The 24,225-nt window shown below is 66.0% G+C and carries 22 protein-coding genes and 1 tRNA gene; 19 read left to right on the top strand and 4 right to left on the bottom strand.

Annotated features, from left to right (window positions below; all coding sequences use genetic code 11):
* The first annotated feature begins 27 nt into the window (after positions 1-27).
* The 10 genes from AB4851_RS33700 (at position 28) to AB4851_RS33655 (ending at position 8,958) form a co-directional block, all read left to right on the top strand.
* Positions 28-639, top strand: coding sequence for a glutathione S-transferase N-terminal domain-containing protein (locus AB4851_RS33700; protein WP_012734444.1), 612 nt, complete (start codon positions 28-30; stop codon positions 637-639).
* A gap of 66 nt (positions 640-705) precedes the next feature.
* Positions 706-1,218: a ClpXP protease specificity-enhancing factor gene (locus tag AB4851_RS33695; protein ID WP_414443754.1), complete on the top strand. Its 513-nt coding sequence runs from the start codon at positions 706-708 to the stop codon at positions 1,216-1,218.
* An 18-nt stretch (positions 1,219-1,236) separates the two neighbouring features.
* A tRNA-Thr gene (locus AB4851_RS33690) sits at positions 1,237-1,312 on the top strand.
* 398 nt (positions 1,313-1,710) lie between these two features.
* Positions 1,711-2,820, top strand: a complete 1,110-nt coding sequence (locus AB4851_RS33685; RefSeq protein ID WP_414450471.1) for a toxic anion resistance protein — start codon at positions 1,711-1,713, stop codon at positions 2,818-2,820.
* Positions 2,821-2,830: 10 nt separating this feature from the next.
* Positions 2,831-3,574, top strand: coding sequence for a VWA domain-containing protein (locus AB4851_RS33680; protein ID WP_414450470.1), 744 nt, complete (start codon positions 2,831-2,833; stop codon positions 3,572-3,574).
* A 45-nt stretch (positions 3,575-3,619) separates the two neighbouring features.
* Positions 3,620-4,633 carry a DUF475 domain-containing protein gene (locus AB4851_RS33675; protein ID WP_414450469.1) on the top strand — a complete coding sequence of 338 codons (1,014 nt, stop codon included), beginning with the start codon at positions 3,620-3,622 and terminating at the stop codon, positions 4,631-4,633.
* A gap of 82 nt (positions 4,634-4,715) precedes the next feature.
* Positions 4,716-5,372 (top strand): TerD family protein, encoded by a 657-nt coding sequence (locus tag AB4851_RS33670; protein WP_414450468.1) that lies wholly within the window; start codon positions 4,716-4,718, stop codon positions 5,370-5,372.
* A 552-nt stretch (positions 5,373-5,924) separates the two neighbouring features.
* A complete protein-coding gene (locus AB4851_RS33665; protein WP_414450467.1) occupies positions 5,925-6,560 on the top strand; it encodes a hypothetical protein in 636 nt (211 codons plus the stop codon).
* Positions 6,561-6,950: 390 nt separating this feature from the next.
* Positions 6,951-7,394, top strand: coding sequence for an inner membrane protein YiaA (gene yiaA / locus AB4851_RS33660; RefSeq protein ID WP_414443760.1), 444 nt, complete (start codon positions 6,951-6,953; stop codon positions 7,392-7,394).
* A 355-nt stretch (positions 7,395-7,749) separates the two neighbouring features.
* Entirely contained in the window at positions 7,750-8,958 is a 1,209-nt protein-coding gene (locus tag AB4851_RS33655; RefSeq protein WP_414450466.1) for a GGDEF domain-containing protein, read from the top strand.
* Positions 8,959-8,992: 34 nt separating this feature from the next.
* Here the strand turns inward: AB4851_RS33655 and icmH are convergent, their stop codons facing one another.
* The 3 genes from icmH to tssJ all read right to left on the bottom strand — a co-directional run bounded on the left by icmH (position 8,993) and on the right by tssJ (position 11,841).
* On the bottom strand, positions 8,993-9,778 hold the full coding sequence (icmH, locus tag AB4851_RS33650) for a type IVB secretion system protein IcmH/DotU (RefSeq protein ID WP_414450465.1): 786 nt from the start codon (positions 9,776-9,778) through the stop codon (positions 8,993-8,995).
* The gene (tssK, locus tag AB4851_RS33645) at positions 9,775-11,121 is read right to left on the bottom strand and encodes a type VI secretion system baseplate subunit TssK (protein ID WP_414443763.1); all 1,347 of its coding nucleotides are present in this window, start codon (positions 11,119-11,121) and stop codon (positions 9,775-9,777) included. Before tssK ends, icmH begins: the two co-directional genes overlap by 4 nt.
* Positions 11,122-11,223: 102 nt before the next feature.
* Positions 11,224-11,841 (bottom strand): type VI secretion system lipoprotein TssJ, encoded by a 618-nt coding sequence (tssJ, locus tag AB4851_RS33640; protein ID WP_414450464.1) that lies wholly within the window; start codon positions 11,839-11,841, stop codon positions 11,224-11,226.
* A gap of 376 nt (positions 11,842-12,217) precedes the next feature.
* Between tssJ and AB4851_RS33635 the strand changes: the two genes are divergently transcribed.
* From AB4851_RS33635 to tssA, 9 genes are all read left to right on the top strand, one after another.
* Positions 12,218-12,862, top strand: a complete 645-nt coding sequence (locus AB4851_RS33635) for a tetratricopeptide repeat protein (protein ID WP_414443765.1) — start codon at positions 12,218-12,220, stop codon at positions 12,860-12,862.
* A gap of 36 nt (positions 12,863-12,898) precedes the next feature.
* On the top strand, positions 12,899-13,420 hold the full coding sequence (tssB, locus tag AB4851_RS33630; RefSeq protein WP_414450463.1) for a type VI secretion system contractile sheath small subunit: 522 nt from the start codon (positions 12,899-12,901) through the stop codon (positions 13,418-13,420).
* Positions 13,421-13,435: 15 nt separating this feature from the next.
* A complete protein-coding gene (gene tssC / locus AB4851_RS33625; protein WP_414443767.1) occupies positions 13,436-14,923 on the top strand; it encodes a type VI secretion system contractile sheath large subunit in 1,488 nt (495 codons plus the stop codon).
* 78 nt (positions 14,924-15,001) lie between these two features.
* Positions 15,002-15,505: an Hcp family type VI secretion system effector gene (locus tag AB4851_RS33620; RefSeq protein WP_206126209.1), complete on the top strand. Its 504-nt coding sequence runs from the start codon at positions 15,002-15,004 to the stop codon at positions 15,503-15,505.
* 69 nt (positions 15,506-15,574) lie between these two features.
* Positions 15,575-16,057, top strand: a complete 483-nt coding sequence (gene tssE / locus AB4851_RS33615; RefSeq protein ID WP_414443768.1) for a type VI secretion system baseplate subunit TssE — start codon at positions 15,575-15,577, stop codon at positions 16,055-16,057.
* 110 nt (positions 16,058-16,167) lie between these two features.
* A complete protein-coding gene (gene tssF, locus AB4851_RS33610; protein ID WP_414450462.1) occupies positions 16,168-18,006 on the top strand; it encodes a type VI secretion system baseplate subunit TssF in 1,839 nt (612 codons plus the stop codon).
* Positions 17,970-19,067 carry a type VI secretion system baseplate subunit TssG gene (gene tssG / locus AB4851_RS33605; protein WP_414450461.1) on the top strand — a complete coding sequence of 366 codons (1,098 nt, stop codon included), beginning with the start codon at positions 17,970-17,972 and terminating at the stop codon, positions 19,065-19,067. Before tssF ends, tssG begins: the two co-directional genes overlap by 37 nt.
* A 73-nt stretch (positions 19,068-19,140) precedes the next feature.
* The gene (tssH, locus tag AB4851_RS33600) at positions 19,141-21,828 is read left to right on the top strand and encodes a type VI secretion system ATPase TssH (protein ID WP_414450460.1); all 2,688 of its coding nucleotides are present in this window, start codon (positions 19,141-19,143) and stop codon (positions 21,826-21,828) included.
* A gap of 92 nt (positions 21,829-21,920) precedes the next feature.
* A complete protein-coding gene (gene tssA / locus AB4851_RS33595; RefSeq protein ID WP_414450459.1) occupies positions 21,921-23,075 on the top strand; it encodes a type VI secretion system protein TssA in 1,155 nt (384 codons plus the stop codon).
* Between the two features lie 104 nt (positions 23,076-23,179).
* Here tssA and AB4851_RS33590 read toward each other — a convergent pair whose 3' ends face one another.
* Positions 23,180-24,223: an OmpA family protein gene (locus AB4851_RS33590; RefSeq protein WP_414450458.1), complete on the bottom strand. Its 1,044-nt coding sequence runs from the start codon at positions 24,221-24,223 to the stop codon at positions 23,180-23,182.
* Between the last annotated feature and the right edge of the window lie 2 nt (positions 24,224-24,225).

Here is a 24,225-nt window from a genome sequence, read left to right as displayed (position 1 = left end):
CTCGGCTTTTATTAGGAAACGTTAATCATGATGGTTCTGTATTCGGGCACGACGTGTCCTTTCTCCCAGCGCTGCCGGCTGGTGCTGTTTGAAAAGGGCATGGACTTCGAGATTCGCGATGTGGACTTGTTCAACAAGCCCGAAGATATCGCCGTGATGAATCCGTACGGTCAGGTGCCGATTCTGGTCGAACGCGACCTGATCCTGTACGAGTCGAACATCATCAACGAGTACATCGACGAGCGCTTCCCGCACCCGCAACTGATGCCGGCCGACCCGGTGCAGCGTGCGCGTGCGCGCCTGTTCCTGCTGAATTTCGAGAAGGAGCTGTTCGTTCACGTCAGCACGCTCGAAAACGAGAAGGGCAAGGCCGCCGAGAAGAACCACGAGAAGGCACGCCTCGCGATCCGCGATCGCCTGACGCAACTCGCGCCGATCTTCGTCAAGAACAAGTACATGCTGGGCGAGGAATTCTCGATGCTCGACGTCGCGATCGCGCCGCTGCTGTGGCGCCTGGATCACTACGGCATCGAGCTGTCGAAGAACGCTGCGCCGCTGATGAAGTACGCCGAGCGTATTTTCAGCCGCCCGGCCTATATCGAAGCGCTGACGCCGTCGGAAAAGGTGATGCGTCGTTAAACGGCCAGCGGCCATCGGCATGCGCCCGGCAGTGCCGCCGCGCGCATGCCTTGTACGAGGACTGTGATGCAAGAGACTTCCACGAAGCCGTATCTGCTGCGCGCGCTGTACGAATGGTGCACGGACAACGGTTACACGCCGCACATCGCGGTGCGCGTCGACAATTCCACGCGCGTGCCGCGGCAGTATGTGCGCGACGGCGAGATCGTGTTGAACATCAGCTTCGAGGCGACCACCGCGCTGCAGATGGGCAACGAATGGATCGAATTCACCGCCCGATTCTCGGGCAAGGCGCACAAGCTCGAAGTGCCGGTTGCCAACGTGCTGGCGATCTATGCGCGCGAGAACGGGCAGGGCATGGCGTTCCAGGTGGACTTGACGGCCGACGAGCCGGGCGAGACGACGGTGGAGGACGACGCCGACGAAGCGGTGCCGGCCGCCACCGCGCCGGTGATCGCCGAAGTGGTGCGCGATTCGGACGAGCCGTCGGAAGGCGCGGACGTGCCTGCGTCGTCGCCGGACGATGAAGGCGGGGCTGCGGGAAAGAGCAATCGACCCCGCCTCAAGATCGTGAAATGAGGTAGAATCCGCGGCTACGCCGGCTTAGCTCATCTGGTAGAGCAGTTGATTTGTAATCATCAGGTGGCGGGTTCGAGTCCTGCAGCCGGCACCAGTTCAGAAGTAGAAAGCGGCCTCCAGCAATGGAGGCCGCTTTTTTATTCGGCATTTTCAATGGCGAATAACGAATGACGGAATAGCGAGCACCACCGGTATCGAATCCCGCCTCATTATCGAGACAAGCATCCGCAATCGCGCGCCTCCCGACCAGCCGCCGCGCCCCACCCCACCCACCGTCACGCCCCCTTCACCCTTCTCCCCGACAATCCGCCTCCAAATCGATTGGAAAACCGAAAGCCTGGCCTTGACGGCAGCCTTTCAGGCCTTTATCGTCCGCATTCCACCGCCGCGAGAGAGCGCGAGCGGGCGTCGCGGAATTCGATTATTCGCACGAGGCATGCTGCCGAAATCGGGCAGCCATGAAGCACGACACGGGAAACGGGGAACCAGAAAATGAAGCCGCTGTTCGAAGACAAGCCGTCCACCACGGTCAGCCCGAGCCTTTCCCCGTCGCCGTCTCCAGCCACTGCGATCACACCTGCGCCGGCCCAGGCCATCGCGCCCGCGCAGCCGGCCACACCGCTCGTCGATCTCGACCGCCTGATGTCGATCGAGGAAATCGATCAGCTCGGCGCCGCGCAAGGCACGCGCATCGCCGGCTTCTCGCAGCAGATCCTCGCCAGCGTGCGCGCCTCCGACGCCGATCAATTCGGCGACAAGCTCAACGAACTGATCTCCACCGCGAAGGGCCTCGACCCGCGCAGCATGGACAAGGGCGGCCTGCTGTCGAAGGTCTCGCATCTGTTTCGTTCGACGAAGGAAAAGCTGTTCGCGCAATATGAATCGGTCAGCAAGCGCATGGATACGCTGACGTCCGAGCTCGAACGCCACGCGCAGCAGCAGAAGGCCGGCATCGATGGCCTCGAGCACATGTACAACGACAACTACGCGCTGCATCAGGAGCTTGCGCAGGCCAGGGCGCACGGCGCGGCGGCGCTCGAAGCGCTGCGCGCGCATCTCGCGGCCGGCCAGCAACAGGCCGCCGAGGACGCGTTCGGCGCGCAGCGCCTGCTCGACGTGAAGCGCAAGGTCGACGCGCTCGAAGTGAAGCTCGACGATCTCGATCGCGCGATGCTGATGTCGAAGCAGCTCGCGCCGCAGATCCGCATGGAGCAGGACCAGAAGCGCTCGCTCACCTCCAAGTTCGCCACCATCAAGACGGTGCTGATCCCGGCCTGGACCAACGCCTTCGCGCTCTACCTCGAACAACTGAGCACCAAGCGCGCGGCCGAACTGGCGAACGCCACCTACGATGCCGCCGACGAGGCGATCCGCGCGCAGGCGGACCTCAACCGCCAGAACGCGCAGGAAGTCGCGAAGCTGTCGCAGCGTCCGGTGATTTCCACCGACACGTTCGAATACGCGCAGCAGCAACTGTTCGGCGCGTTCGACGACGTCACCAAGATCATCGCCGAGGGCAAGCGCCAGCGCGAACAGGATGCGCCGCGCCTGCGCCAGCTCGAACAGGATCTGATCACCCGTTTCGCACCGAAGCACAACTGAGGCTCATCGCATGATCACGTTGGAAAAACGCGCGGCCAAGGTCGCGATCGTTCTGGAAAAACGTCGTCTCCTGACGCCGCCCGTGGTGCGCGTGGGCGCGGCGCTCGATATGTCGGGCTCCGCGGCGCCGCTGTACGAATCGGGCATCATCCAGGAAACGCACGATCGTATTCTCGGCATCGCGCTGAAGTTCGACGACAACGGCGAAGTGGACACCTGGACCTTCACCGAAGGCTTCGACCGCCTGCCGACCGCCACGCCGGACAACTACGGCTCGTACATCGGCGAGCATGTGCTGAACGGCCCGATCAAGAAGTGGGGCGGCACGCGCTACGCGCCGGTGATGGGCGACATCGTCGATTTCTTCTTCCGCACCCCGCAACCGAAGAGCGAGCCGAAACGCGGCGGTTTCCTGAGCCGGCTGTTCGGCGGTGGAGACACCACGCCAGCCGCGCCGGCCGCATCGCCCGAAGGCGCGCACCTGCCGGCCTGGGTGCTGTTCATCACCGACGGCCAGAACCCGTCGCAGGACCGCGACCGCGTGCGCCGCCTGCTGGCCGATTCGCAGCATTTCCCGCTCTACTGGTCGCTGATCGGCGTGGGCGATCCGGACGAATTCGGCTTCCTGGCGGAGATCGCCGACGAGATGCCGAACGTGGGCTTCCTTCACCTCGAATCGCTCGACGTGCCCGACGAGCAGATCTACGAGCACCTGATCACGCCGGAATTCTGCGAGTGGGTGCGCGCGAAGTAAGCGCATCCCGCCGGCCACTTCTCCTTCGGACCCCTACCTTCCATCATGTTGAAAGATTTCAAGATCCCGCTGTCGCTGACGGTACTGGCGCTGATCGCGGCGTACCTGCTCGGCGGCTTCAAGGACATGCTGATCGTCGCCGTCCTGTGCGTGCTCGAGATTTCGCTCTCGCTCGATAACGCGGTGGTCAACGCCTCGGTGCTCAAGGGCTGGTCCGAGAAGTGGCGTCAGCGCTTCATGCTGTTCGGCCTGCCGGTGGCCGTGTTCGGCATGCGGCTGGTGTTCCCGCTGCTGATCGTGGCGGTGATCGGCCATATCGGCCTGATCGACGCGCTGAAGCTGGCGATCGAATCGCCCGACCGCTATGCGGCGGTGCTGGTCTCGGCGCACCACGAGGTGTCGGCGTTCGGCGGCGCGTTCCTGCTGATGGTGTTCTTCAAGTTCATGCTCGATGCCGGCAAGGACGAGCACTGGATCGGCTTCCTCGAAGGCCCGATGCGCCACCTGGGCCGCATCACGGCGATCGAAGTCGCGCTCACGCTGGCGATCGTGATCATCGCGTCGTTCTACGTGCCGGCCGCCGAGCAGGTGAGCTTCCTGCTGGCGGGCGCGTTCGGCGTGATCGGCTTCGTGATCGCGCACGGCATCGGCGACCTGGTGGGCGGCGAGAATACCGGCACGCGCGTGGTGCGCGAAGGCATGGCCGGCTTCTTCTATCTCGAAGTGCTCGATTCGTCGTTCAGCTTCGACGGCGTGATCGGCGCGTTCGCGCTGTCCAACAACATCTTCCTGATCGCGCTCGGCCTCGGCGTGGGCGCGGCCTACATCCGGGAAATGACGCTCGTGCTGCTCAAGAAGGGCACGCTCGCGCAATACCGCTTCCTCGAACACGGCGCGTTCTGGGCGATCGGCGCGTTGGCGGCGATCATGTTCGTCGGCGTGAAGTACGAGGTGCCGGAAGTCGTGACGGGGCTGGTGGGCGCGGCCATGATCGGCGCGGCGGTGTGGTCGTCGATCATCGTGCAGCGCCGCGAGGCGCGCACGGGCAGCGCGGACTGACACAAGCCATTCCTTGGCCCGCGCGCTGCGCGGCGCCGCATTACCGCCGGTGTTGCGGCGGGTTCCAGCAAACGAGGTTCAGATGATCAATTTGTCGAAAGGCGGCCGGGTCAACCTGTCGAAGGAAGCACCGGGCACGCAGAAATTCCACGTCGGCCTGGGTTGGGATGCGAACGCGACGGATACCGGCGCCGATTTCGATCTCGACGTGTCGGTGTTCCTCTGCAAGTACGACGAGCAGAACAGCCCGCGCCTGATCTCCGATCAGCATTTCGTGTTCTACAACGCCGAAGTGCGCACGACGGACCGCAAGGAAACCTTCATCCAGCCCGGCGACGATTTCCCGAAGCGCGGCATGCCGGCCTCGAAGTGCCTGGGCGTGGTGCATAGCGGCGACAACCGCACGGGCAGCGGCAGCGGCGACGACGAAGTGATCTTCATCGACGTCACCAAGCTGGCGCAGGACATCGAGGAAATCTCGATCGTGGTGACGATCGACCAGGCGGAAGCGCGCCGCCAGAACTTCGGCCAGGTTCGCAACAGCTACATCCAGATTTCCGACGAAGTGACGGGCGCGGTGATCGCCAAGTACGCGCTGGAAGAGGATTTCTCGATGGAAACCTCGGTGCAGGTCGGCAGCTTCTACCGCCGCGACGGCCAGTTCATGTTCAAGGCGGTCGGCGCGGGCTACAACCGGGGCCTCGGCGATTTCGTCAAGGCGTACGGCGGCTCGGTCTGACTGGCGGCAGCCCGGCGCGCGGCGATGCCGCCGGCCGGGCAGGGCGTACCGATGACCCTCCCTCCCGACGAGCCGAAACGGCTCGATTTCGATACCGAACCGGCGCGCAAGCCCGGCCGGCCGCTGTTCGATGCGGCGCCGGCTGCTGCTGGCCCGGCGTCGCACGCGCCCGAAAACCGCGTGCGGCCGATCGAATTGCCGCGAGCGGCACCAGCGGTGCAATCGGCACCGGCGACTCAAGCAGCGCAAGCGGATCAAGCAGCCCGGCCGGCGCAAGCGACTCAAGCGGCCTGGCCGGCGCAATCAGATCAAGCGGCCCGACCGGCACCAGCGGCTCAAGCGGCTCAAGCGGCTCAAGCGGCTCAAGCGGGCCGACCGGCACCAGCGACTCAAGCAGCCCAAGCGCCACAACCGACCACCCTCGCACGCACCGACCGGCCCGCCCCGGCCGCGCTCGATCTCGGCCCATCGCCGTCACCGCGCGCCGAATCGCGCTCGCCGGCCGCCGAAACGGTCGGCAGGAGCCTGTTCGGCGGCGCCGAGCATCCGCAGTTGCAGGCCTGTTTCGACGCGGCGCGGGCGGCCTATCCGAATCTCTATCCCGAGCACGGCGCGCGCGTCGAGCGCCACATCCGTCAACTGCTGCCGCCGCGCCTCGCCACGGTGGCGACGATCGGCGACACCGCGCTGGTGGCATCGGGCGATCTGGTCGAGGCGATCGCCGACACCACGCGCGAGTTCGGCGAACTGAACGCGGCCGACCTGATGGCGGGCCTGCTCGCCCAGGTCACGCGCAAGGACGGCATGCTCGAGCGCTGGTTTCGGCCGGCCACGACCACCCCGGTCGATTACCGTGCGGCGCTCGGCGCGCTGAAGCAGTCGCTCGGCTTCTTCCCGCGCCGCACGGCGATGCTGGCCGAAAAGCTGCGACACGCCGACGAGGGCCTGGTGGTGGTGCTGGCGGCGCTGAGTGCGGTGACCGACGTGGTGCGCATCCCCGACGACGCCGGGCTGGAGCGCACGCTGCACGACCGCCGCAGCATCTTCGCGCAGGCGCTCCAGCAGTTGCGCATGCAGCCGATGCAGTTGAGCGGGCTCGACGAGCGCGCGACCGATCTGATGTCGCGTGCCGATCACCTGATGAACGTGGTGCTGCCCGCCGCGCATGCGGCGCGATTGCGCGGTTGATTCCGTCAGGGCAGAGGCGGTCCGCTTTTTCGATCCGCTGCTCCGGCCCGCACGAGATTGCCGAATTTCGCGATGACGGCGCCCCCATTCATTTTGATTTTCCCGCCGAAAGATCGAGTGAAACGCAGTGCCCGCCTGAGGTGTGCTCGTCATGCCGAATTTATTTTGGCGGGTTTGGAAAATGGGATTAATCCGGTTTTGTGGAATTGACGCCGTAAATCGAATGATTCGAGCGCGATTATCGGCATTCAAGCGATTGCCTTTTCCCGTATTTTGATTATTATTGGCGCCTGGTTTGCCGCACCGGCTTCCCACCCGCGCCGGCCGGCCGCCGCGAGGTGCCGGGCTCTGCGCCGTCGCGTTTCAATAACAACTCAGGAACCTCGAACGATGAATCAAACCGCTCCGCAGCAACCGTCCTTCGCATTCATCGCCGCATCGTGGGCCGCCTTGCTGGCCGGCATCGTCGCCTACCTGCTCGGGCTCTGGAACGCAGGCATGCAGCTCAACGAAAAGGGCTACTACTTCACGGTGCTGATGTTCGGCCTGTTCGCCGCGGTGTCGCTGCAGAAAAGCGTGCGCGACCGCGTCGAAGGGCTGCCCGTGACGGGCATCTACTACGGCCTGTGCTGGTTCTCCACGCTGCTGGCCGTGCTGCTGCTGGCGGTCGGCCTGTTCAACGCCACGCTGGCGCTGAGCGAAAAGGGCTTCTACGGCATGGCGTTCCTGCTGTCGCTGTTCGGCGCGATCGCGGTGCAGAAGAACACGCGTGACATTCAGGCCGCGCGCCCCGATTTTCGCGACGCCGAACCGGCCTCGCCGCTTCAGGAATGAGCGTTCACGGCGCGATTGCGCGGCGGCCAATTCGATATCGGCGTATTGACGTATTGCCCCCGCCGCGATTTTTCAGGAGAATGCGCCGCATCTCATGCGATGGAATGTCGGGGCGTGATTGAAACGCCCGTGGGTTAAACGTTTACATATCCATCGCATGCGCACTCCGCGCGCCGATTCGAATTCCGTTCCAGATCGATGTGAAGGCAATATTCCTTGATGGCTGTCGCCGTCAATGCGTCTGCCATCCTATTTCACATTTTGCTTTTCCCGGAACTGATAAATTCCGAACTACGCCTGTTGAAACGCATGCGCGTCGCGAGCCTCATCGACGCGCGGAATCCACGCCCCTGTCATGTCCGCCGTCACCGTTGCTCTGGCTACTACCGCGATGTTCGGGCTTCTGATGCTCGTCCTGCTCGGCTCGCTGATTCGCACCCAGGCGGACGGCGTGCGCGAGTGGTTCGGCGCGAACCTGCTGTTGTCGGCGGCGCTCGCGCTGGTGCTGGCGCACGGGATGGTGCCCGACCTGATGTCGGTGGTGGTGGCCAACGGCATGTGGGTGTTGTCGGGCGTGATGCTGTATGCCGGCTTCGCGCGCTTCCTGCGGTTGCCGGTGCGCTGGCTCTGGCTGGCCGTGCCGGTGGCGCTCACGCTGCCGGCGCTGACCTATTGGCGTTACGCGGTCGACAGCATTCCGATGCGCGTGGTGATCTCCACGCTGTTTACCGCCGGGGTCTGCATCGCGATCGCCGCGATCGTGATCCTGCGCCGCCGCGCCGGCCAGTCGCGCTACCCGTATTTCGCCACGGCCACGCTGGCGATCGCGTTCGCACTGAGCCAGCTCGTGCGCGGCATCCATTTCATGATGCTGCCCGGCCCGTCGAGCGTGACGATGCTGGGCACCACGGTCAACGTGATCCTGCTCTGCATCGGCGCGGCGATCATGCCGGTGATGACGATGTGCGCGATCCTGCTGGTGCACGATTCGCTGCAACGCGAGGCGCGGCACGTGATCGATCACGATTTCCTGACGGGAGCGATGTCGCGGCAGCGCTTCGAGTTCGTGGCGCGCGCGCGCGTGGAGGAGGCCGAGCGCAACGGCACGCCGCTGTCGCTGCTGCTGGTCGATCTCGATCACTTCAAGGCGATCAACGATACCTACGGCCACGCGGGCGGCGATTGCGTGCTGCGCGAATTCACCGAATTGATGCGCAACCGGCTGCGCGGCGGCGATGCGCTCGGGCGGCTCGGCGGGGAGGAGTTCGCGATCCTGCTGCCGAACACGACGATGGCCGATGCGTACCGGATCGCCGAACGGCTGCGCGACGAAGTGAGCCGCCACGAGGTGGCGACTGCCACCGGCTTGTGTTCGTACCGCACCAGCGGCGGGGTGGCGGGCCGGCAGCCCGGCGAGACGCTCGAGCAACTGGCCGGGCGCGCCGATCAGGCGCTGTACGACGCGAAGGTCACGGGCCGCAACCGGGTGTGCATGCATGGCGGCAGCCTGCCGGTGGCCACGTCCACGCCCGCACCCGCGCTGAAGCTGGTGGGACAGGACTGACGGCACCGCCGCCAGTCCGTTCGAGCGCCGGGCGTTACGGCAGCGAGATCGTCAGGTTGGCCGATTCGGGGCCGACCTTGATGATCTGCGAATACGGCGCGAGCGCCTTCAGCGTGTGATCGCGCAGGTAGGCGTTCAGGCCGATGAAGGCCAGCAGCCCCACCAGCGCGAACACCGCGCCGATCGACCACAGCGGCACTTCACGCTTGAGGCGGTGCGCGATTTGGTCCGGCAGCGGCCAGTGCGGCGCGAACGGCGCGCGCTTGCCTTTTATTTGCGCGATTTCGTCGCCGATCCGCGCGGTCAGGTAGGCGAGCTTCTCCGGCCCTTCCAGCAGATACTTGCCCTGGAAGCCGAGCAGCAGGCACATGTGGAACACCTCGAGCGATTGCAGGCGCGCCGCGCCGCGCGCCCGGCATTCCTCCAGATACTGGAAGAACTTCTCGCCGGCCAGTTGCTCGCCGAACAGCACGAGCTGCAGCGGGCGGCGCTCCCATTCGGCACGCACCTTGAACTGCGAGGACAGCACGGCCTCGTCGATCGCCGCGCAGAACGCGAACTTGGCGGCGTACACGTCGTCCGCGCCGGCGTTCAGCTTCTTCGCGCCGCGCTCGAAATCGGCCAGGAATTCCTGGATGCGCGTGCGGAATTCGTTCGCCTCGCCCGGCTCGCGGCCGTTCTTCAGCAGGAACATCATGAAGAAGCCGTCGTACAGCAGGTCGAGCAGCGAGCGCGCCTGGAAGCTGGCGTCGGTCGAGGCAGCCGAATGCGGCGCGGGGGGCGGCGTGTTGCCGCCGAACAGGGAAGGCGCGTAGCTCATGAGGTGACGGCGATCAGTTCGAATTTGAGGTCGTTGATGCCCGAGGGCGCGTAGATCATCGCGGATTGCGATTGCAGCATCCGTTCATGCAGCGGGCTGCGGCCGTCGAGCGCGAAATAGCAGGCGCCCGGGCGCACCGGAATCGCTGGCGGCACCTGCGGCGTGTACGACAGGCGCACGCCCGGCATCGCGGACAGCACCAGCTTGTCGACGTCGTCGGGCGCGCCGACCTTGAAGCGCGCCGGCACCGCATCGACCAGCTCGACCGACGGCATGTCGGCCGACACCGCCAGATAGAACTCGGTCTTGTCGTCGATCTTGCCGGAATCGAGGCGGCCGATATGGAACGACGGCCGCACTTCTTCCAGCGTGATCGCGAAGTAGCGCGTGGAGATCACGGTTTCGAGCAACTCGCGCAGCATCGTGTCGAGGCGCGCGAACGGCGGGCCGGGATCGTCGTGACGATAGGCCGGCAGATCGGCGAGCGCGTAGCCCTTCGAGAACGTCATCAACTGGCCGGCCAGGCGCAGCAGTTCCTGGAACAGCCGTTCGGGATGCAGCGCCGAGTGCTGATACAGGTGCGCGAGCGAGGCGAACGCGGCATTGGCCGTGTGCAGCAGCCAGAACGAGGCGATGTCGCCCGAACGGAACTCGATGATGTTCTTGGTCGGCTCGCGGTGGAACCCGTACAGCGCGTTGACCTTGGCCTGCAGCGCGTCGATCAGTTGGCGCAGCCGCTGCATCAGCACGCCCGAGGCCTCGATCGCGAGGCACGGCGGCACGAACGAATCGTCGAACTCGAAGCCCGAGGTGGCCGTGCGCCGCACGCGCACCAGCGGGATCGCGAGCAACTGGTCGCGCGGCTCGCTGTGCGCGATCAGCTTGACGTGGGTTTTCAGGAACGCGATGTCGGCCTCGGCCGCATCGGTGAACTGGTCGGCGATCGGGCCGTTCTCGCTCGTGAAGCGGCTGGAAAAGCCGGCATCGGCATCTTCCACATAGTTCGAGCCGGCTTCGCGCAGCGGATGCAGCGCCAGGTAGAACGTGAATTCGTTGATGCCTTCGGGCAGCGTGTCGAGCGCGACGGGGCGCGGCAGGTCGTCGGCCTGCGGCGCGGAAAACAGCGCGCCGTCGGGGAAGATCAGCGACAGCTCGGACAGGCGCAGCACGTTGCTGCTGATCGCGTCGCGATCGAGTTTCAACGAACGCAGGCCCCAGTTATATGGCTGGATCGCCTGGATCGACTCGAACAGGCGGGCCTCGTGATAGGCGTCCTGCCGCTGAAAGTGCTGAGGCCGCAAAAACAGGCCTTCACCCCATAGCACCTTGGCCGAATAACTCATGACAAACCTTGTAGGTGATTGGGATGCCGCTTTTGCATAATCGCACCCCGATTCATATCGTCGTCAAACTTTGTTAATTGACTTGGAAACGTCATCGAATCGTTAATTACCGCAACTGACCGACGACAGCATATTCAGTTGCTGTGCCGGCAGGCCCTGTTGCGATGCGATCACGATGCCGTCGGTAACGGTCATCGCGCAGTTGTGCAGGCCGATGATTATGCCGGATTTCTCCGATTTGGCCGGATCGAACACCAGTTTCCAGCGCTGTATCGCGGGGCTGCGAAATAACGCGACGATGCCGAAGGCCTGCGCTTCACGAGAAACTTTTTCCGTTGCGGCGTAGCGCTGGCCCGGAATCAGCGTCACTTCGCGCACGCTCAACAGGTCGGCGCCGAGCGCCGCTTTTTCCTTGGCCGGATCGGTGAAGGCGTCGAACGGCGCCTGCTGGAACGAGGTCGGGTCCTTCAGCGTGTAGAGCCGCACCACCAGCGCCAGCGGCTTGTTGTCGGTGGCGGCGTTCAGGTTGGGCGCGGCATAGAGGGTAATGCCTAAATTGCGCGGCGGCTTCTGCGCGTCGGGCACCTCGGGCTTGCCGATGCCGACCATCTGCAGCGCGGCGCTGCCGGCCGAGCCGAGCAGCGGGACGGCCGCCGCGCAGCCTGCGAGAAGGGCGCAGGCCATCAGCGGCAGCGCGAATCGGGACAAAGACGAAATCATCGTGAATCGAGGACGACGGTCAGTCGTTTCCTGTCAGAAATGCCTGGCGTGGCGCGGGTTTTATCGGGCAAAGGCGGCTTGCAAGTCCGGGGTTACTGGTACTTCTGCGAGGTCACCTGATTCGATCGGAAATTTTTTCTTCAATTTCGTCGCATTTACGGTTATTCAAGTAAATGTTGCCAATTATATTGCTATCCCCCAAGTCGCCCGGATTGTGTAAAGCCGCGCCCGGCGGGTGGTTTCGGTCGTTTAAATCGAATCTCGATGCACGGGAGATTGAATTATGAAAAATTGATCGGTACTATACCCGCGCACTCGCTGCAAAGCAAAACACTGAAACTCAACGATTTAAAAACTCCGCGCCGGTGATAAAACGATGAAAGACCGACTGTTCGCAAAATTTTCCGCAGTAGTAATGGCATGTGCCGTGATCGCCGGTTGCGCAACGCAGCCGCCGGCACCGCCCACGCCCGAAGCATTCAACAAGCAGCTCGACGATGCGGATACCGTCGCGAAGGCCGGGGATCAGGACAAGGCAATCGGCCTGTATCAGCAATTGGCGAAGGCCGACCCGACGCGTGAAGAGCCGTGGGCCCGGATCGCCCAGATCCAGTTCCAGCAGGGCCATTACGGCCAGGCGATCGTGGCGGCGCAGGAAGCCCTGCAACGCGACAACACCGATCGCCAGTCGAAGAGCGTGCTGGCCGTGTCCGGCCTGCGCATCGCCACCGAATCGCTGGCCGAGCTGCGTCAGGACGCCTCGCTGGCCGGCGACGCGCATGCCGATGCGCTGGTGCTGGCCAAGCAGTTGCGCGATTCGCTCGGCGAGGACGCGCTGTTCGCGCCCGAGCAGCAAGCCCAGAAGCCGGCCGTCAAGCGCCGCAAGATCTACCGCAAGCGCGTCGCAGGGCCGGCCGCCTCCGCGCCGGAAGCGGCCAAGCCCGCCGCAGCCGCACCATCGGCGCCGGCTCCGGCGGCCCCGGCCAAGAGCGGCGCGGATCCGTTCGGCGCGCTGCGTTAAGCGCGCACCCACCAACCCACGCTATCGGGAGCCGTCATGGCCAAAAAAGAAAGTATTCAGAAGCGCCTGCAAAAGGTACGGCCGCCCCGTGTGCAGCTGACCTATGAAGTCGAGCGCGGCGACGCGATCGAACAGAAGGAACTGCCGTTCGTGGTGGGGGTGGTCGGCGATCTGGCCGGCCAGTCCGAAGTCGAGATGCCGAAGCTGCGCGACCGCAAGTTCGTCAATATCGACCGCGACAACTTCGACGACGTCATGAAGGCGATCGAGCCGCGCGCGGCGTTTCAGGTCGAGAACAAGCTCAGCGAAGCAGGCGGCAAGTTCGGCGTCGATCTGAAGTTCCGCTCGCTCGACGATTTCACGCCGGATCAGGTCGTCAATCAGATCGAACCGCTGCGCCGCCTGATCGAGGCGCGCTCGAAGCTGGCCGACCTGCGCAACAAGATGGCGGGCAACGACAAGCTCGAGGATCTGCTCAGTGAAGTCCTGAGCAACACGCAGCAATTGCAGGCGCTCGCGAAGCAGTCGGGCGATGGCGGTCAGGACGGCGGCGAATAAGCTACGGGGTACGAGATGAATCAGCAAACGGCAGCGGCCCAACCGGCCGGCGCGCTCGAAGGCGCGGAAACCTCGCTGCTCGACGACATCGTCGAGAAGAGCAAGGTCGCGAAATCGCAATCGGAACACGCACGCGCGAAGGACCTGATCGGCGAGCTCGTCCATCAGGTGCTCGACGGCACGGTGATCGTGTCGGACAACCTGTCGGCCACCATCGACGCGCGCGTCGCGGAGCTCGATCGGCTGATTTCCGCGCAGATGAGCGCGGTCATGCATGCGCCGGAATTCCAGAAGCTCGAAGGCACCTGGCGCGGCCTCGACTACCTGGTGTCGGAAAGCAATACCGGCTCGACCATCAAGATCAAGGCGCTGCACGCGCCCAAGCGCGAACTGGTGCGCGACTTCAAGGCCGCCACGGAGTTCGACCAGAGCGCGCTGTTCAAGAAGGTCTACGAAGAAGAATTCGGCACGTTCGGCGGTGCGCCGTTCGGCGCGCTGATCGGCGACTACGAAGTGTCGCGCCAGCCGGAAGACATGTACTTCATCGAGCAGATGTCGCATGTCGCGGCTGCCGCGCACGCGCCGTTCATCGCCTCGGCCGCGCCGGAGCTGATCGGCCTCGAATCGTTCGCCGACCTGGGCAAGCCGCGCGATCTCGGCAAGGTGTTCGACACGGTGGAATACGCGAAGTGGAAGTCGTTCCGCGATTCGGAAGATTCGCGCTACGTCGGCCTCACGCTGCCGCGCTTCCTGGGCCGCCTGCCGTTCCACCCGAAGGACGGCCAGACCGCCGAGAGCTTCAACTTCGTGGAAGACGTGGACGGCACCGATCACTCGAAGTACCTCTGGTGCAACGCCGCGTGGGCGTTCGCGGCGCGCCTGACGGCCGCGTTCGACGACTTCGGCTGGTGCGCGGCCATTCGTGGCGTGGAAGGCGGCGGCCTAGTGGAAGACCTGCCCACCCATACGTTCAAGACGGACGACGGCGAGATCGCGTTGAAGTGCCCGACCGAAATCGCCATTACCGATCGCCGCGAGAAGGAGCTGAGCGACCTCGGCTTCATCCCGCTGGTCCACTGCAAGAACTCCGATTACGCGGCGTTCTTTGCGGCCCAGTCGGTGCAAAAACCGAAGAAATACAACACCGACAGCGCCAACGCGAACGCCGTGCTGTCCGCTCAGCTCCAGTACATCTTCTCGGTATCGCGCATTGCGCACTACCTCAAGGCGATGATGCGGGACAAGATCGGCAGCTTCGCGTCGGCGCAAAACGTGGAGTCTTTCCTGAATCGCTGGATCTCCCAGTACGTGCTGCTGGACGATAACGCGTCTCAGGAACAGAAAGCGCAGTTCCCGCTGCGCGAAGCATCCGTCCAGGTGTCGGAGATTCCGGGCAAGCCGGGCTCGTATCGTTCGGTCGCGTTCCTGCGTCCGCACTTCCAGCTCGACGAACTCTCGATCTCCCTGCGCCTGGTGGCGGATCTGCCCAAATCGGCAAATTGATAAGCGATTGAGTCAACGTCGCCTGAGCGGGCCGCTCGGGTAGGAATTGAAAACCACCTCTTTGGGGAGTAATGCGTCATGTTGGACATCTATCTGAATTTCGGCAATCCGTCGATCAAGGGTGAGTCGCAGGACAAGGACCACGCGAACTGGATCGAACTGAAGTCGTGGGACTGGTCGGTCACGCAACCGCGTTCGGCCACCTCGTCGACCTCGGGCGGCCACACCGCCGAGCGCTGCGAACACAGCGACATGGTGTTCACGAAGGAACTCGACATGGCCAGCCCGCTGCTGTATCAGCACGCGTCGGGCGGCACGACGTTCGACGAAGTCTCGATCGACTTCATGCGTTCGGACGGCGAAGGCAAGCGCGTCAAGTACCTCGAGATCAAGCTGAAGTACGTGATCATCTCGAGCGTCACGCCGAGCGTGCAGACCGAAGGCCTGCCGGTCGAACAGTTCTCGCTGAAGTACGCTGCCGTGCAGTGGAAGCAGACCAAGCAGAACATCGGCGGCAACCAGGGCGGCAACACGCAGGGCGCCTGGAGCCTGACGAAGAACGACAAGACCTACGCGGTCTAAGCTCGTGATTCGGGACGGGGCACGCGGTGCCCCGTCCTGCGTGGTGCATCACCCGTTGCCTGCCGTTCCATGAAACGCTTCGAACCGAGTTTTCTCGACAAGCTGTTCGACGACGAACCGCATCAGCCGGCCTCGCCCGCGATGCGGCAACTGTCGTTGGACGAGCTGAAGAACACCGTCGCACGCGACGTCGAATCGATCCTCAACACGCGCATCGCGCTGACCGACGACGATCTCGCCGCGCTGCCGGAGTGCCAGCAATCGGTGCTGACCTACGGCCTCAACGATTTCGCGGGCCTGAGCCTGGCGAGCCACTACGATCGCGCGTTCATCTGCAAGTCGATCCAGCAGGCGATCGATCGTCACGAGCCGCGGCTGCAACAGGTCGCGGTGTCGTTTGAACTGAACGAGCAGTCCACCAATTCGCTGAATTTCTCGATTCGCGCGTTGCTCGTCGTGCATCCGGCGCAGGAGCCCGTCAATTTTGACGCGATGCTGCAGCCGTCCACCTTGCAATACTCGGTGTCGCGCGGACGCGCCGCCAAGCCTTGACATGAATCCGGATCGCCGCGCGCCAGACGACGCGGCGACCATCCGCCCTGCCCGCAGGGCGTTACGGCCCGCTCATGACCTGAGCGGGCTCTGAGTTTCGGGGACCCTCGATGGAAGAGTTGCTGCCGTACTACGAGCGCGAATTATCGTTTTTACGGCGGTACTCGCATGAATTCGCGCGGCGTTATCCGAAGATCGCCGCGCGCCTGGCCATGACCGGCGAGCATTGCGACGATCCGCACGTCGAACGGATGATCGAATCGTTCGCGCTGCTCGGCGCGCGCATCAACAAGAAGCTCGACGACGATTACCCGGAATTCACCGAGGCGCTCGTCGACGTGCTCTATCCGCATTACCTGCGGCCGTTCCCGTCCTGCTCGATCGCGCAGTTCACGCCTTCCGCCAACGTCTCGCAGCAAACCGCGCCGCATCGCGTGGCGCGCGGCACCGAGCTGAAGAGCCGGGCGATCCGCGGCGTGCAGTGCCAGTTCCGCACCGCCTACGACGTGACGATTGCGCCGATCCGCATTTCGGAGGCACGCTACGCGTCGATCGCCGCCGCGCCGGCCGCCACCGTGCTGCCCGGCAACGCCACCGGCGTGATCTCGATCACGTTCGAATCGCTGGCGCCGCAGTTCGATCTGGCGGGCCTGAAGCTGCCGTCGCTGCGCGCGCACCTGCACGGCGAGCAATCGTTCGTCGCGGCGCTGGCCGACTGCCTGTTCGTCAACACGCTCGCCACCTACGTGGAGCCCGAGCGCAATGGCCGCTGGACGCCGCTGCGCGTGTCGCCCGTCACGCAGGCCGGCTTCGACGAGCAGGACGCGCTGATCGACTACCCGTCGCGCTCGCATCCGGCCTACCGGCTGCTGACCGAATATTTCGCATTCCCGGACAAATTCGATTTCGTCGATTTCGACCTGGCCGCGATGACGCGCCGCGCCGGCCCGTGCCACCGCCTGACGCTGCATATCGTGCTGGCCGACGTGCGCAGCGATTCGCACGTCGCGCGGCTGCTCGACATGTTGAGTGCGACGCACCTGCGGCTGTTCTGCACGCCGGTGGTCAACCTGTTCAAGCAGAACGGCGAGCCGATCCGCATCGATCACCAGAGCGTGTCGTACCCGGTGATCGCCGAGTCGCGCCGCGCGTTCGCCTACGAGGTGTATTCGATCGATTCGGTGCACCTGGTGCGGCAGACGGCGCACGAGGAATCGGTGGTCGAGTTCCGGCCGTTCTACTCGCTGCATCACGGCGAGGCCGGCCACGTGGGCCATTACTGGTTCGCGCGCCGCAACGAGTGGGTGGCGCAGCACAGCCCCGGCTACGAGACGGAAATTTCGATCGTCGACATCGATTTCGAGCCGGCCGCGCCGCAGACGGACACCCTGAGCCTGCGCCTGACCTGCACCAACCGCGACCTGCCGGCGGGGCTCGCCACGGGGCTGGCGGGCGGCGACCTGTTCGCCGACGGCGGCGCCGATTTCGGCGACATCACGATGCTGCGCCGGCCGTCGCCGAGCGTGCGCTTCGCGCGCGGGCGCGCCGCGCACTGGCGGCTGATCTCGCACCTGGCGCTGAACCACGTCTCGCTCGCCAACGACGGCCTCGCGCCGCTCAAGGAGCTGCTGACGCTGTACGACCTGCGCCGCTCGGCCGTTTCGACGCGCCATATCGACGGGCTGGTCGCGATCGAGCAGCGCGGTGCGGTGCAATGGCTGCCGGGCAAGCCGTTCGCGACGTTCGTGCGCGGCATCGAGATCCGCCTGACGATCGACGAGGAGCATTTCGTCGGCACCAGCCTGGCCGCGTTCGCGCGCATGCTGGACGCGTTCTTCGGGCTGTATGTCCACCTCAACAGCTTTGTTCAACTGATCGTCGTGTCCAAGCGCACCGGCGAGGAGATCATCCGATGCAAACCGCGAAGCGGCGAATCGATCCTGGCGTAGTCGACCAGTTCCTCGACGAGCCGTATCGCTTCGAATTCTTCCAGGCGGTGCGCTTGCTCGAAACCTGGTTCGCCAAGCGCGACCCGGAGAAGCCCGACGCGCTGCGGCCCGGCGAGCTGGTCGAGCGGCGCGTGGCGTTCCGCAATTCGCTGTCGCTCGGGTTTCCGCCGAGCGAGATCGAGCACGCGCAATCGTTCGATGCGGCCGGCGACAAGGTGGACGAGGCGCAGCGCCGCGCGGCCGTGCGCGACGAGGCGATCGACCGCGTGGAGATCGTGCCGGCGTTCTTCGGGCTGCTGGGCGGGCAGGGCGCGCTGCCGCACCACTACACCGAGCAGATCATCTCGCGCGAGCAACTGAAGCGCGACCATGCGGCGCGCGCGTTCTTCGACGTGTTCTCGAACCGCGCTACCGCGCTGTTCTATTCGGCGTGGAAGAAATACCGGCTGCCGCTGCATTACGAACTCGATCGCGACGAACGCTACCTGCCGCTGCTGCTGTCGCTGGCCGGCGTGTCGAACCCCGAAGCGCGGCGCGCGATGCAGGACGGCAGCGGCGCGGTGATCGACGAGGCGATCGCCGGCTATGCGCTGGCGGCGCGGCATCGGCCGGTGTCGGCGGCGTATCTGCAACGCACGCTGTCCGATTACTTCCGGGTGTCGATCCGCGTCGATCAGTTCATCGGCAAGTGGTACGACGTGCCGCGCGACCAGTTGAGCGTGCTCGGCGAGGTCAACGCCACGCTGGGCGCCACGGCGCTGGTGGGCGAGCGCGTGTGGCAGCGCGACATGCGCGCGCGGCTGGTGGTCGGCCCGCTGAGCAAGCGCGACTACGAGGCGTTCCTGCCCGGCGGCGATCGTGCGATCGCGCTGGAGCGGATGCTGACGCTGCTGGCCGGCGTGACGCTGGAGTACGAGGTGTCGCTGGTGCTCAAGCAGGAGGAGGTCGGCCCGACCATGCTCGGCATGGGCGGGCGGCTCGGCTGGGACGCCTTCCTCTGCACCCAGGACGCCACGCAGGATCGCGCCGACGCGCGTTACGAACTGCATGTGATTCATTGAGCGCCGGCCGGCCCGGCGCCAGCCATACCGACAAACCGAACGATACCGAAAGAACCCGAGAGCGACCGACTTCATGAGCACGCCACTGAAGACCCTGATTGCGAAACTGAACCCCACCTGCCGCAAGGCCGCCGAGCGCGCCGCGAGCCTGTGCTTCGCGCGCGGCCACTACGAGGTCGATCTGGAGCACCTGTTCGTCGCGCTGCTGGAGGAGAGCACCGGCGACACGCCGATCGTGCTGCGCACGAGCGGCATCGATCCGCACGCGCTGCGCAGCGATCTCGAACGCGAACTCGACAGCCTGAAGAACGGCAACACGCGCACGCCGGTGTTCTCGATCCACCTGAGCGAGCTGTTCGAGCAGGCCTGGCTGATCGCCTCGCTCGACGCGCAGATCGGCCGGATTCGTTCGGGCCACCTGCTGCTCGCGCTGTTGAGCGCGCCCGACCTGGCGCAGTTCGCGCAGCGCATGTCGCCGCAGTTCGCGCGGGTGCGCGTGACCGACCTCAAGCACAAGTTCGACGAGGTCACGGCCGGCTCGAACGAGGCCGAGCCGCGCGAAGCGGGCGCGGCGGGCGAGGCGGGAGCGGCCGACGTGGAAGCGGCCGCGGCCGGCGGCGCGGCAGCGGGCGCGGGCGGCCCGTCGAAGACGCCCGCGCTCGACACCTACACCACCAACCTCACGCAGCGCGCGCGCGAAGGCCGGATCGACCCGGTGATCGGCCGCGACGCCGAGATCCGCCAGGCCATCGACATCCTGATGCGCCGCCGCCAGAACAATCCGATCATGACCGGCGAGGCCGGCGTCGGGAAGACCGCGGTGGTCGAGGGGCTGGCGCTGCGCATTGCCGCCGCCGACGTGCCGCCGCCGCTGGCGGGCGTCGCGCTGCACGTGCTCGACATGGGGCTGCTGCAGGCCGGCGCGAGCGTGAAGGGCGAGTTCGAGAACCGCCTGAAGAGCGTGATCGACGAGGTCAAGAAGAGCGCGCATCCGATCATCCTGTTCATCGACGAGGCGCACACCATCATCGGCGCGGGCGGCCAGGCCGGCCAGAACGATGCGGCCAACCTGCTCAAGCCGGCGCTCGCGCGCGGCGAGCTGCGCACCATCGCGGCCACCACCTGGAGCGAGTACAAGAAGTACTTCGAGAAGGATGCGGCGCTGGCGCGGCGCTTCCAGGTGGTCAAGATCGAGGAGCCGACCGAGCCGCTCGCGGCCGCGATGCTGCGCGGCATGGCCGGGCTCATGGAGCGCCACTTCAACGTGCGCGTGCTCGACGACGCGATCACCGAGGCGGTGCGGCTCTCGCATCGCTACATCAGCGGCCGCCAACTGCCGGACAAGGCGATCAGCGTGCTCGACACCGCCTGCGCGAAGGTGGCGCTGGCGCAGAGCGCCACCCCGGCCCTGATCGACGACACGAAGAAGCGCCTCGAACGCACCGACGCCGAAATCGCCTCGCTCGAACGCGAGGTGGCCGGCGGCGCGTCGCACGGCGAACGGCTGGCCGTGCTGCGCGAGGCGCGCGAGGCCGACCTGGCCGCGCTCGCGGCGGCCGATCGGCGCTACGCCGAGGAGCGCGCGATCGTCGGCGAGATCGTCGCGCTGCGCGCGCAGATCGACGCGGCCCGAGAAGGCTCGGCCGACGGCGAGCGCATCGACGAGGACGCGGTGCGCGCGCAACTGGCCGAACGGATCGCCGCGTTGCAGGCGGTGCAGGGCGTGGAGCCGATGGTGCCCTTGCAGGTGGACGGCCACGTGGTGGCCGAGATCGTCGCCGCCTGGACGGGCATTCCGCTCGGCCGCATGGTGAAGGACGAGATCGAGACGGTCATGAACCTGAAGCCGCTGCTCGGCGCGCGCGTGATCGGCCAGGACCATGCGCTCGACGCGGTCGCGCAGCGCGTGCGCACCGCCACGGCGGGGCTGGAGGATCCGAACAAGCCGCGCGGCGTGTTCCTGTTCGTCGGCCCGTCGGGCGTGGGCAAGACCGAAACCGCGCTGGCGCTGGCCGACGTGCTGTACGGCGGCGAGCGCAAGATGGTCACCATCAACATGAGCGAGTACCAGGAAGCGCACAGCGTGTCGGGCCTGAAGGGTTCGCCGCCGGGCTACGTCGGTTACGGCGAGGGCGGCGTGCTGACCGAGGCGGTGCGCCGCAATCCGTACTCGGTGGTGCTGCTCGACGAGATCGAGAAGGCCCACCCGGACGTGCTCGAAATGTTCTTCCAGGTGTTCGACAAGGGCGCGATGGACGACGCCGAGGGCCGCGAGATCGATTTCCGCAACACGCTGATCATCCTCACCTCGAACGTCGGCTCGAACCTCGTCATGCAGGCCTGCCTGAACAAGCCCGAGGAAGAGCGGCCCGATCCCGATGCGCTCGCCGAAACGCTGCGCCCGGCGCTCTACAAGGCGTTCAAGCCGGCGTTCCTCGGCCGCATGAAGGTGGTGCCGTTCTACCCGATCTCGGACGACGTGCTGGCCGAGATCATCGAGCTGAAGCTCGAGCGCATCCGCCGCCGCATCGAGGCCAACCACAAGGCCCGCTTCGAGTGGGACGAATCGCTGGTCGAGGCGGTGCTGGCGCGCTGCACCGAGGTGGATTCGGGCGCGCGCAACGTCGACCACATCCTCAACGGCACGCTGCTGCCCGAGGTCGCCGGGCATGTGCTCGAACGGCTCGCGGACGGCACGGCGATCGAATCGATCGCGGTGCGCGCCAGCGAGGCCGGCGAGTTCGAGTACACGGTTCAGTAAGCGTTTTTTCGCCGCGCGCGGCGGCGCTGGTTTTCCCCGTTGGCCGTCGCGCGCCGTTTCATCGTTTCTCCAGTGTCACTGTCACGACGATCATGCCGATTCACGTCAATGCGCTTCTCGCGCCCCTCAGCGATGCCTCGCCCTGCGGCGAGGACATGCTGTTCTCGTCCGAATTCGATGCGATCCAGCACGCGCGCAAGTTCGACGATCCGTCGCTCGACCAGGGCGAATGGATCACCGAAATCAAGGAAGCCGATTGGGGCTTCGTGGTCGATCAGTCGGTCGAACTGCTCGGCACGCAGACCAAGGATTTGCGGCTGGCCGTCTGGCTGACCGAGGCGCTCGCGATCCAGGACGGCGTGGCCGGGCTGACGCAGGGCTACGAACTGCTGACGGGCCTGTGCAACACCTGGTGGGAGCAGGTCCACCCGTTGCCGGAAGGCGACGACACCGAATACCGGCTCGGCAACGTGGGCTGGCTGTCGGGCCGCACGGCCGAGCTGCTGCGCGCGATTCCGCTCACCGACGGTTCGGGCAGCGCCTACACGGCGCTCGACTGGGACGTGGCGCAGCACGTCGCGCAGGCGGTGCGGCGCGACCCCGACAACGCGCACGAGATCGCCCGCAACAAGCCGTCCGTCGATCAGATCGAAGCGTCCAAGCGGATGACCTCGGTGGCGTTCTACGCGTCGCTGCTGGCCGGCCTGAGCGCGTTCGCGGTGGCGCTCGGCGCGCTCGACGACGAACTGGAACGGCGCGCGGGCAATGCCGCGCCGAGCTTCCGCCAGGCGCGCGACGCCTACGAATCGGTGCGCATGCTGGCCGAGCGCTTCGCGCGCGAGCAGGGCTACGCGCCCGACGCGCAGCCCGCTGCACCCGTGGCCCCGGCCGCCCCGCTGGCCGAGCGCGCCGAACCGTCCTTCAAGACCCCGCTCACCCCGGAGCCGACCGCACCGATGACCGCCCCGATGACCCACGCCGCCCCGCCCGTGTCCCCCGTCGCGGTTCCCGTGCCCACCGTGATCGCCGGCATCCAGAATCGCGCGCAGGCCGTCGAGCAACTGCGCGCGGTGGCCAAGTATTTCCGCGCCACCGAGCCGCACAGCCCGGTGGCCTACCTGGCCGACAAGGCCGCCGAATGGGCCGACATGCCGCTGCACCAGTGGCTGGCCTCGGTCGTCAAGGACGACGGCTCGCTCGCGCATATCCGCGAACTGCTCGGGCTGAAGCCGGACGAGAACAACTGACGGGACCACCCGAAGCCGGGCGCGGCGGCGCGCCCGAATGAAAAAACGGCGCCGGCGGGAAATCCCGCCGGCGCCGTTTTGCCTGGCGCGTGGCCGCCGTGCCGTTACTGGCTCACGCGGAACTCGATGCGACGGTTGCGGGCGCGCCCGTCGGCGGTGTCGTTCGAGGCGATCGGCTGGTCGGGGCCGACGCCGGTGGTGGTCAACTGCTGCGAGGCCACGCCCTTGGCGATCAGGTAGCCCTTCACGGCATCGGCGCGCGCCTGGCTCAACGCGATGTTCGAATCGCGGTTGCCGGAATTGTCCGTGTGGCCGATCACCGTGACCTGCCGGTTGCCGAGCTTGGCCATCGCGGCGGCCATCTGGTCGAGGATCAGGCGGCCCTGCGGCGTCAGCGTCGCGCTGCCGGTCTCGAACTCGATGGTGCGGTTGGCGAGCGTCTGGTCGAGGATGCCCTGTTCGGACGCGCTCACGCGCAGCGCGTTGCGGATCGTGTAGGTCGGGTTGAGCTGGTTCGCCATGTCGCTCGCGACCTGCTGGCGCTGCGCCTCGTTGTGCACCTCGCCCTTCACGTCGATCGCGGTGCCGTTGATCTTCAACTGGCCCTTGCTGATCTGCTTGAGTTGCGGGCCGATCAGCTTCTGCACGTTGGCGGCCCAGTTCGGCGGGGTGGTGACGTCGCCCACCTCGATCTGGTCGACCACGCTGCCGGCCCCGTAGGTGTCGCGCAGCTTTTGCAGCACCGCGGCCTTGGTGGCCTCGTCGGGCACCTTGCCGCCCACCACCACTTGGCCGGGCACGTTGTTGGCCGGGGCCGGGGCCGACACGGTCGCGCCGGTGCCGTTGCCGGTGGTCGCGCCGGCGCCCGCGCCGTTCGACACGTTGGTGCCGGTCAGCACGGTGCCGTTGCCCTGGGCCGGCACGGCGGGCAGGCCGCCGGCCGCCGCTGCGGCGCCCGCCGGCGGAATCAGCGTGGTGCGCACCGTCACGCCGCTCGTGTCGACGGGCGTGACGGTGGCCGGGCCGGCGTTGTCGGCGCGGGCCGCGAGCGGGGCGGCCAGCAGCAGCATCGCCAGCAGGGCGGGCGCGCCGAGCGCCGCCAAACCAGGCGGGCGCGTGCGGCTTCGCGGAAACACGGAGTTCGTCATGG

This window comes from Burkholderia sp. 22PA0099, from assembly GCF_047497165.1.
Classification (GTDB): Bacteria; Pseudomonadota; Gammaproteobacteria; order Burkholderiales; family Burkholderiaceae; genus Burkholderia.
The sequence above is the reverse complement of the archived record's forward strand: the minus strand, read 5'-3'. Positions and strand labels throughout refer to the sequence as shown.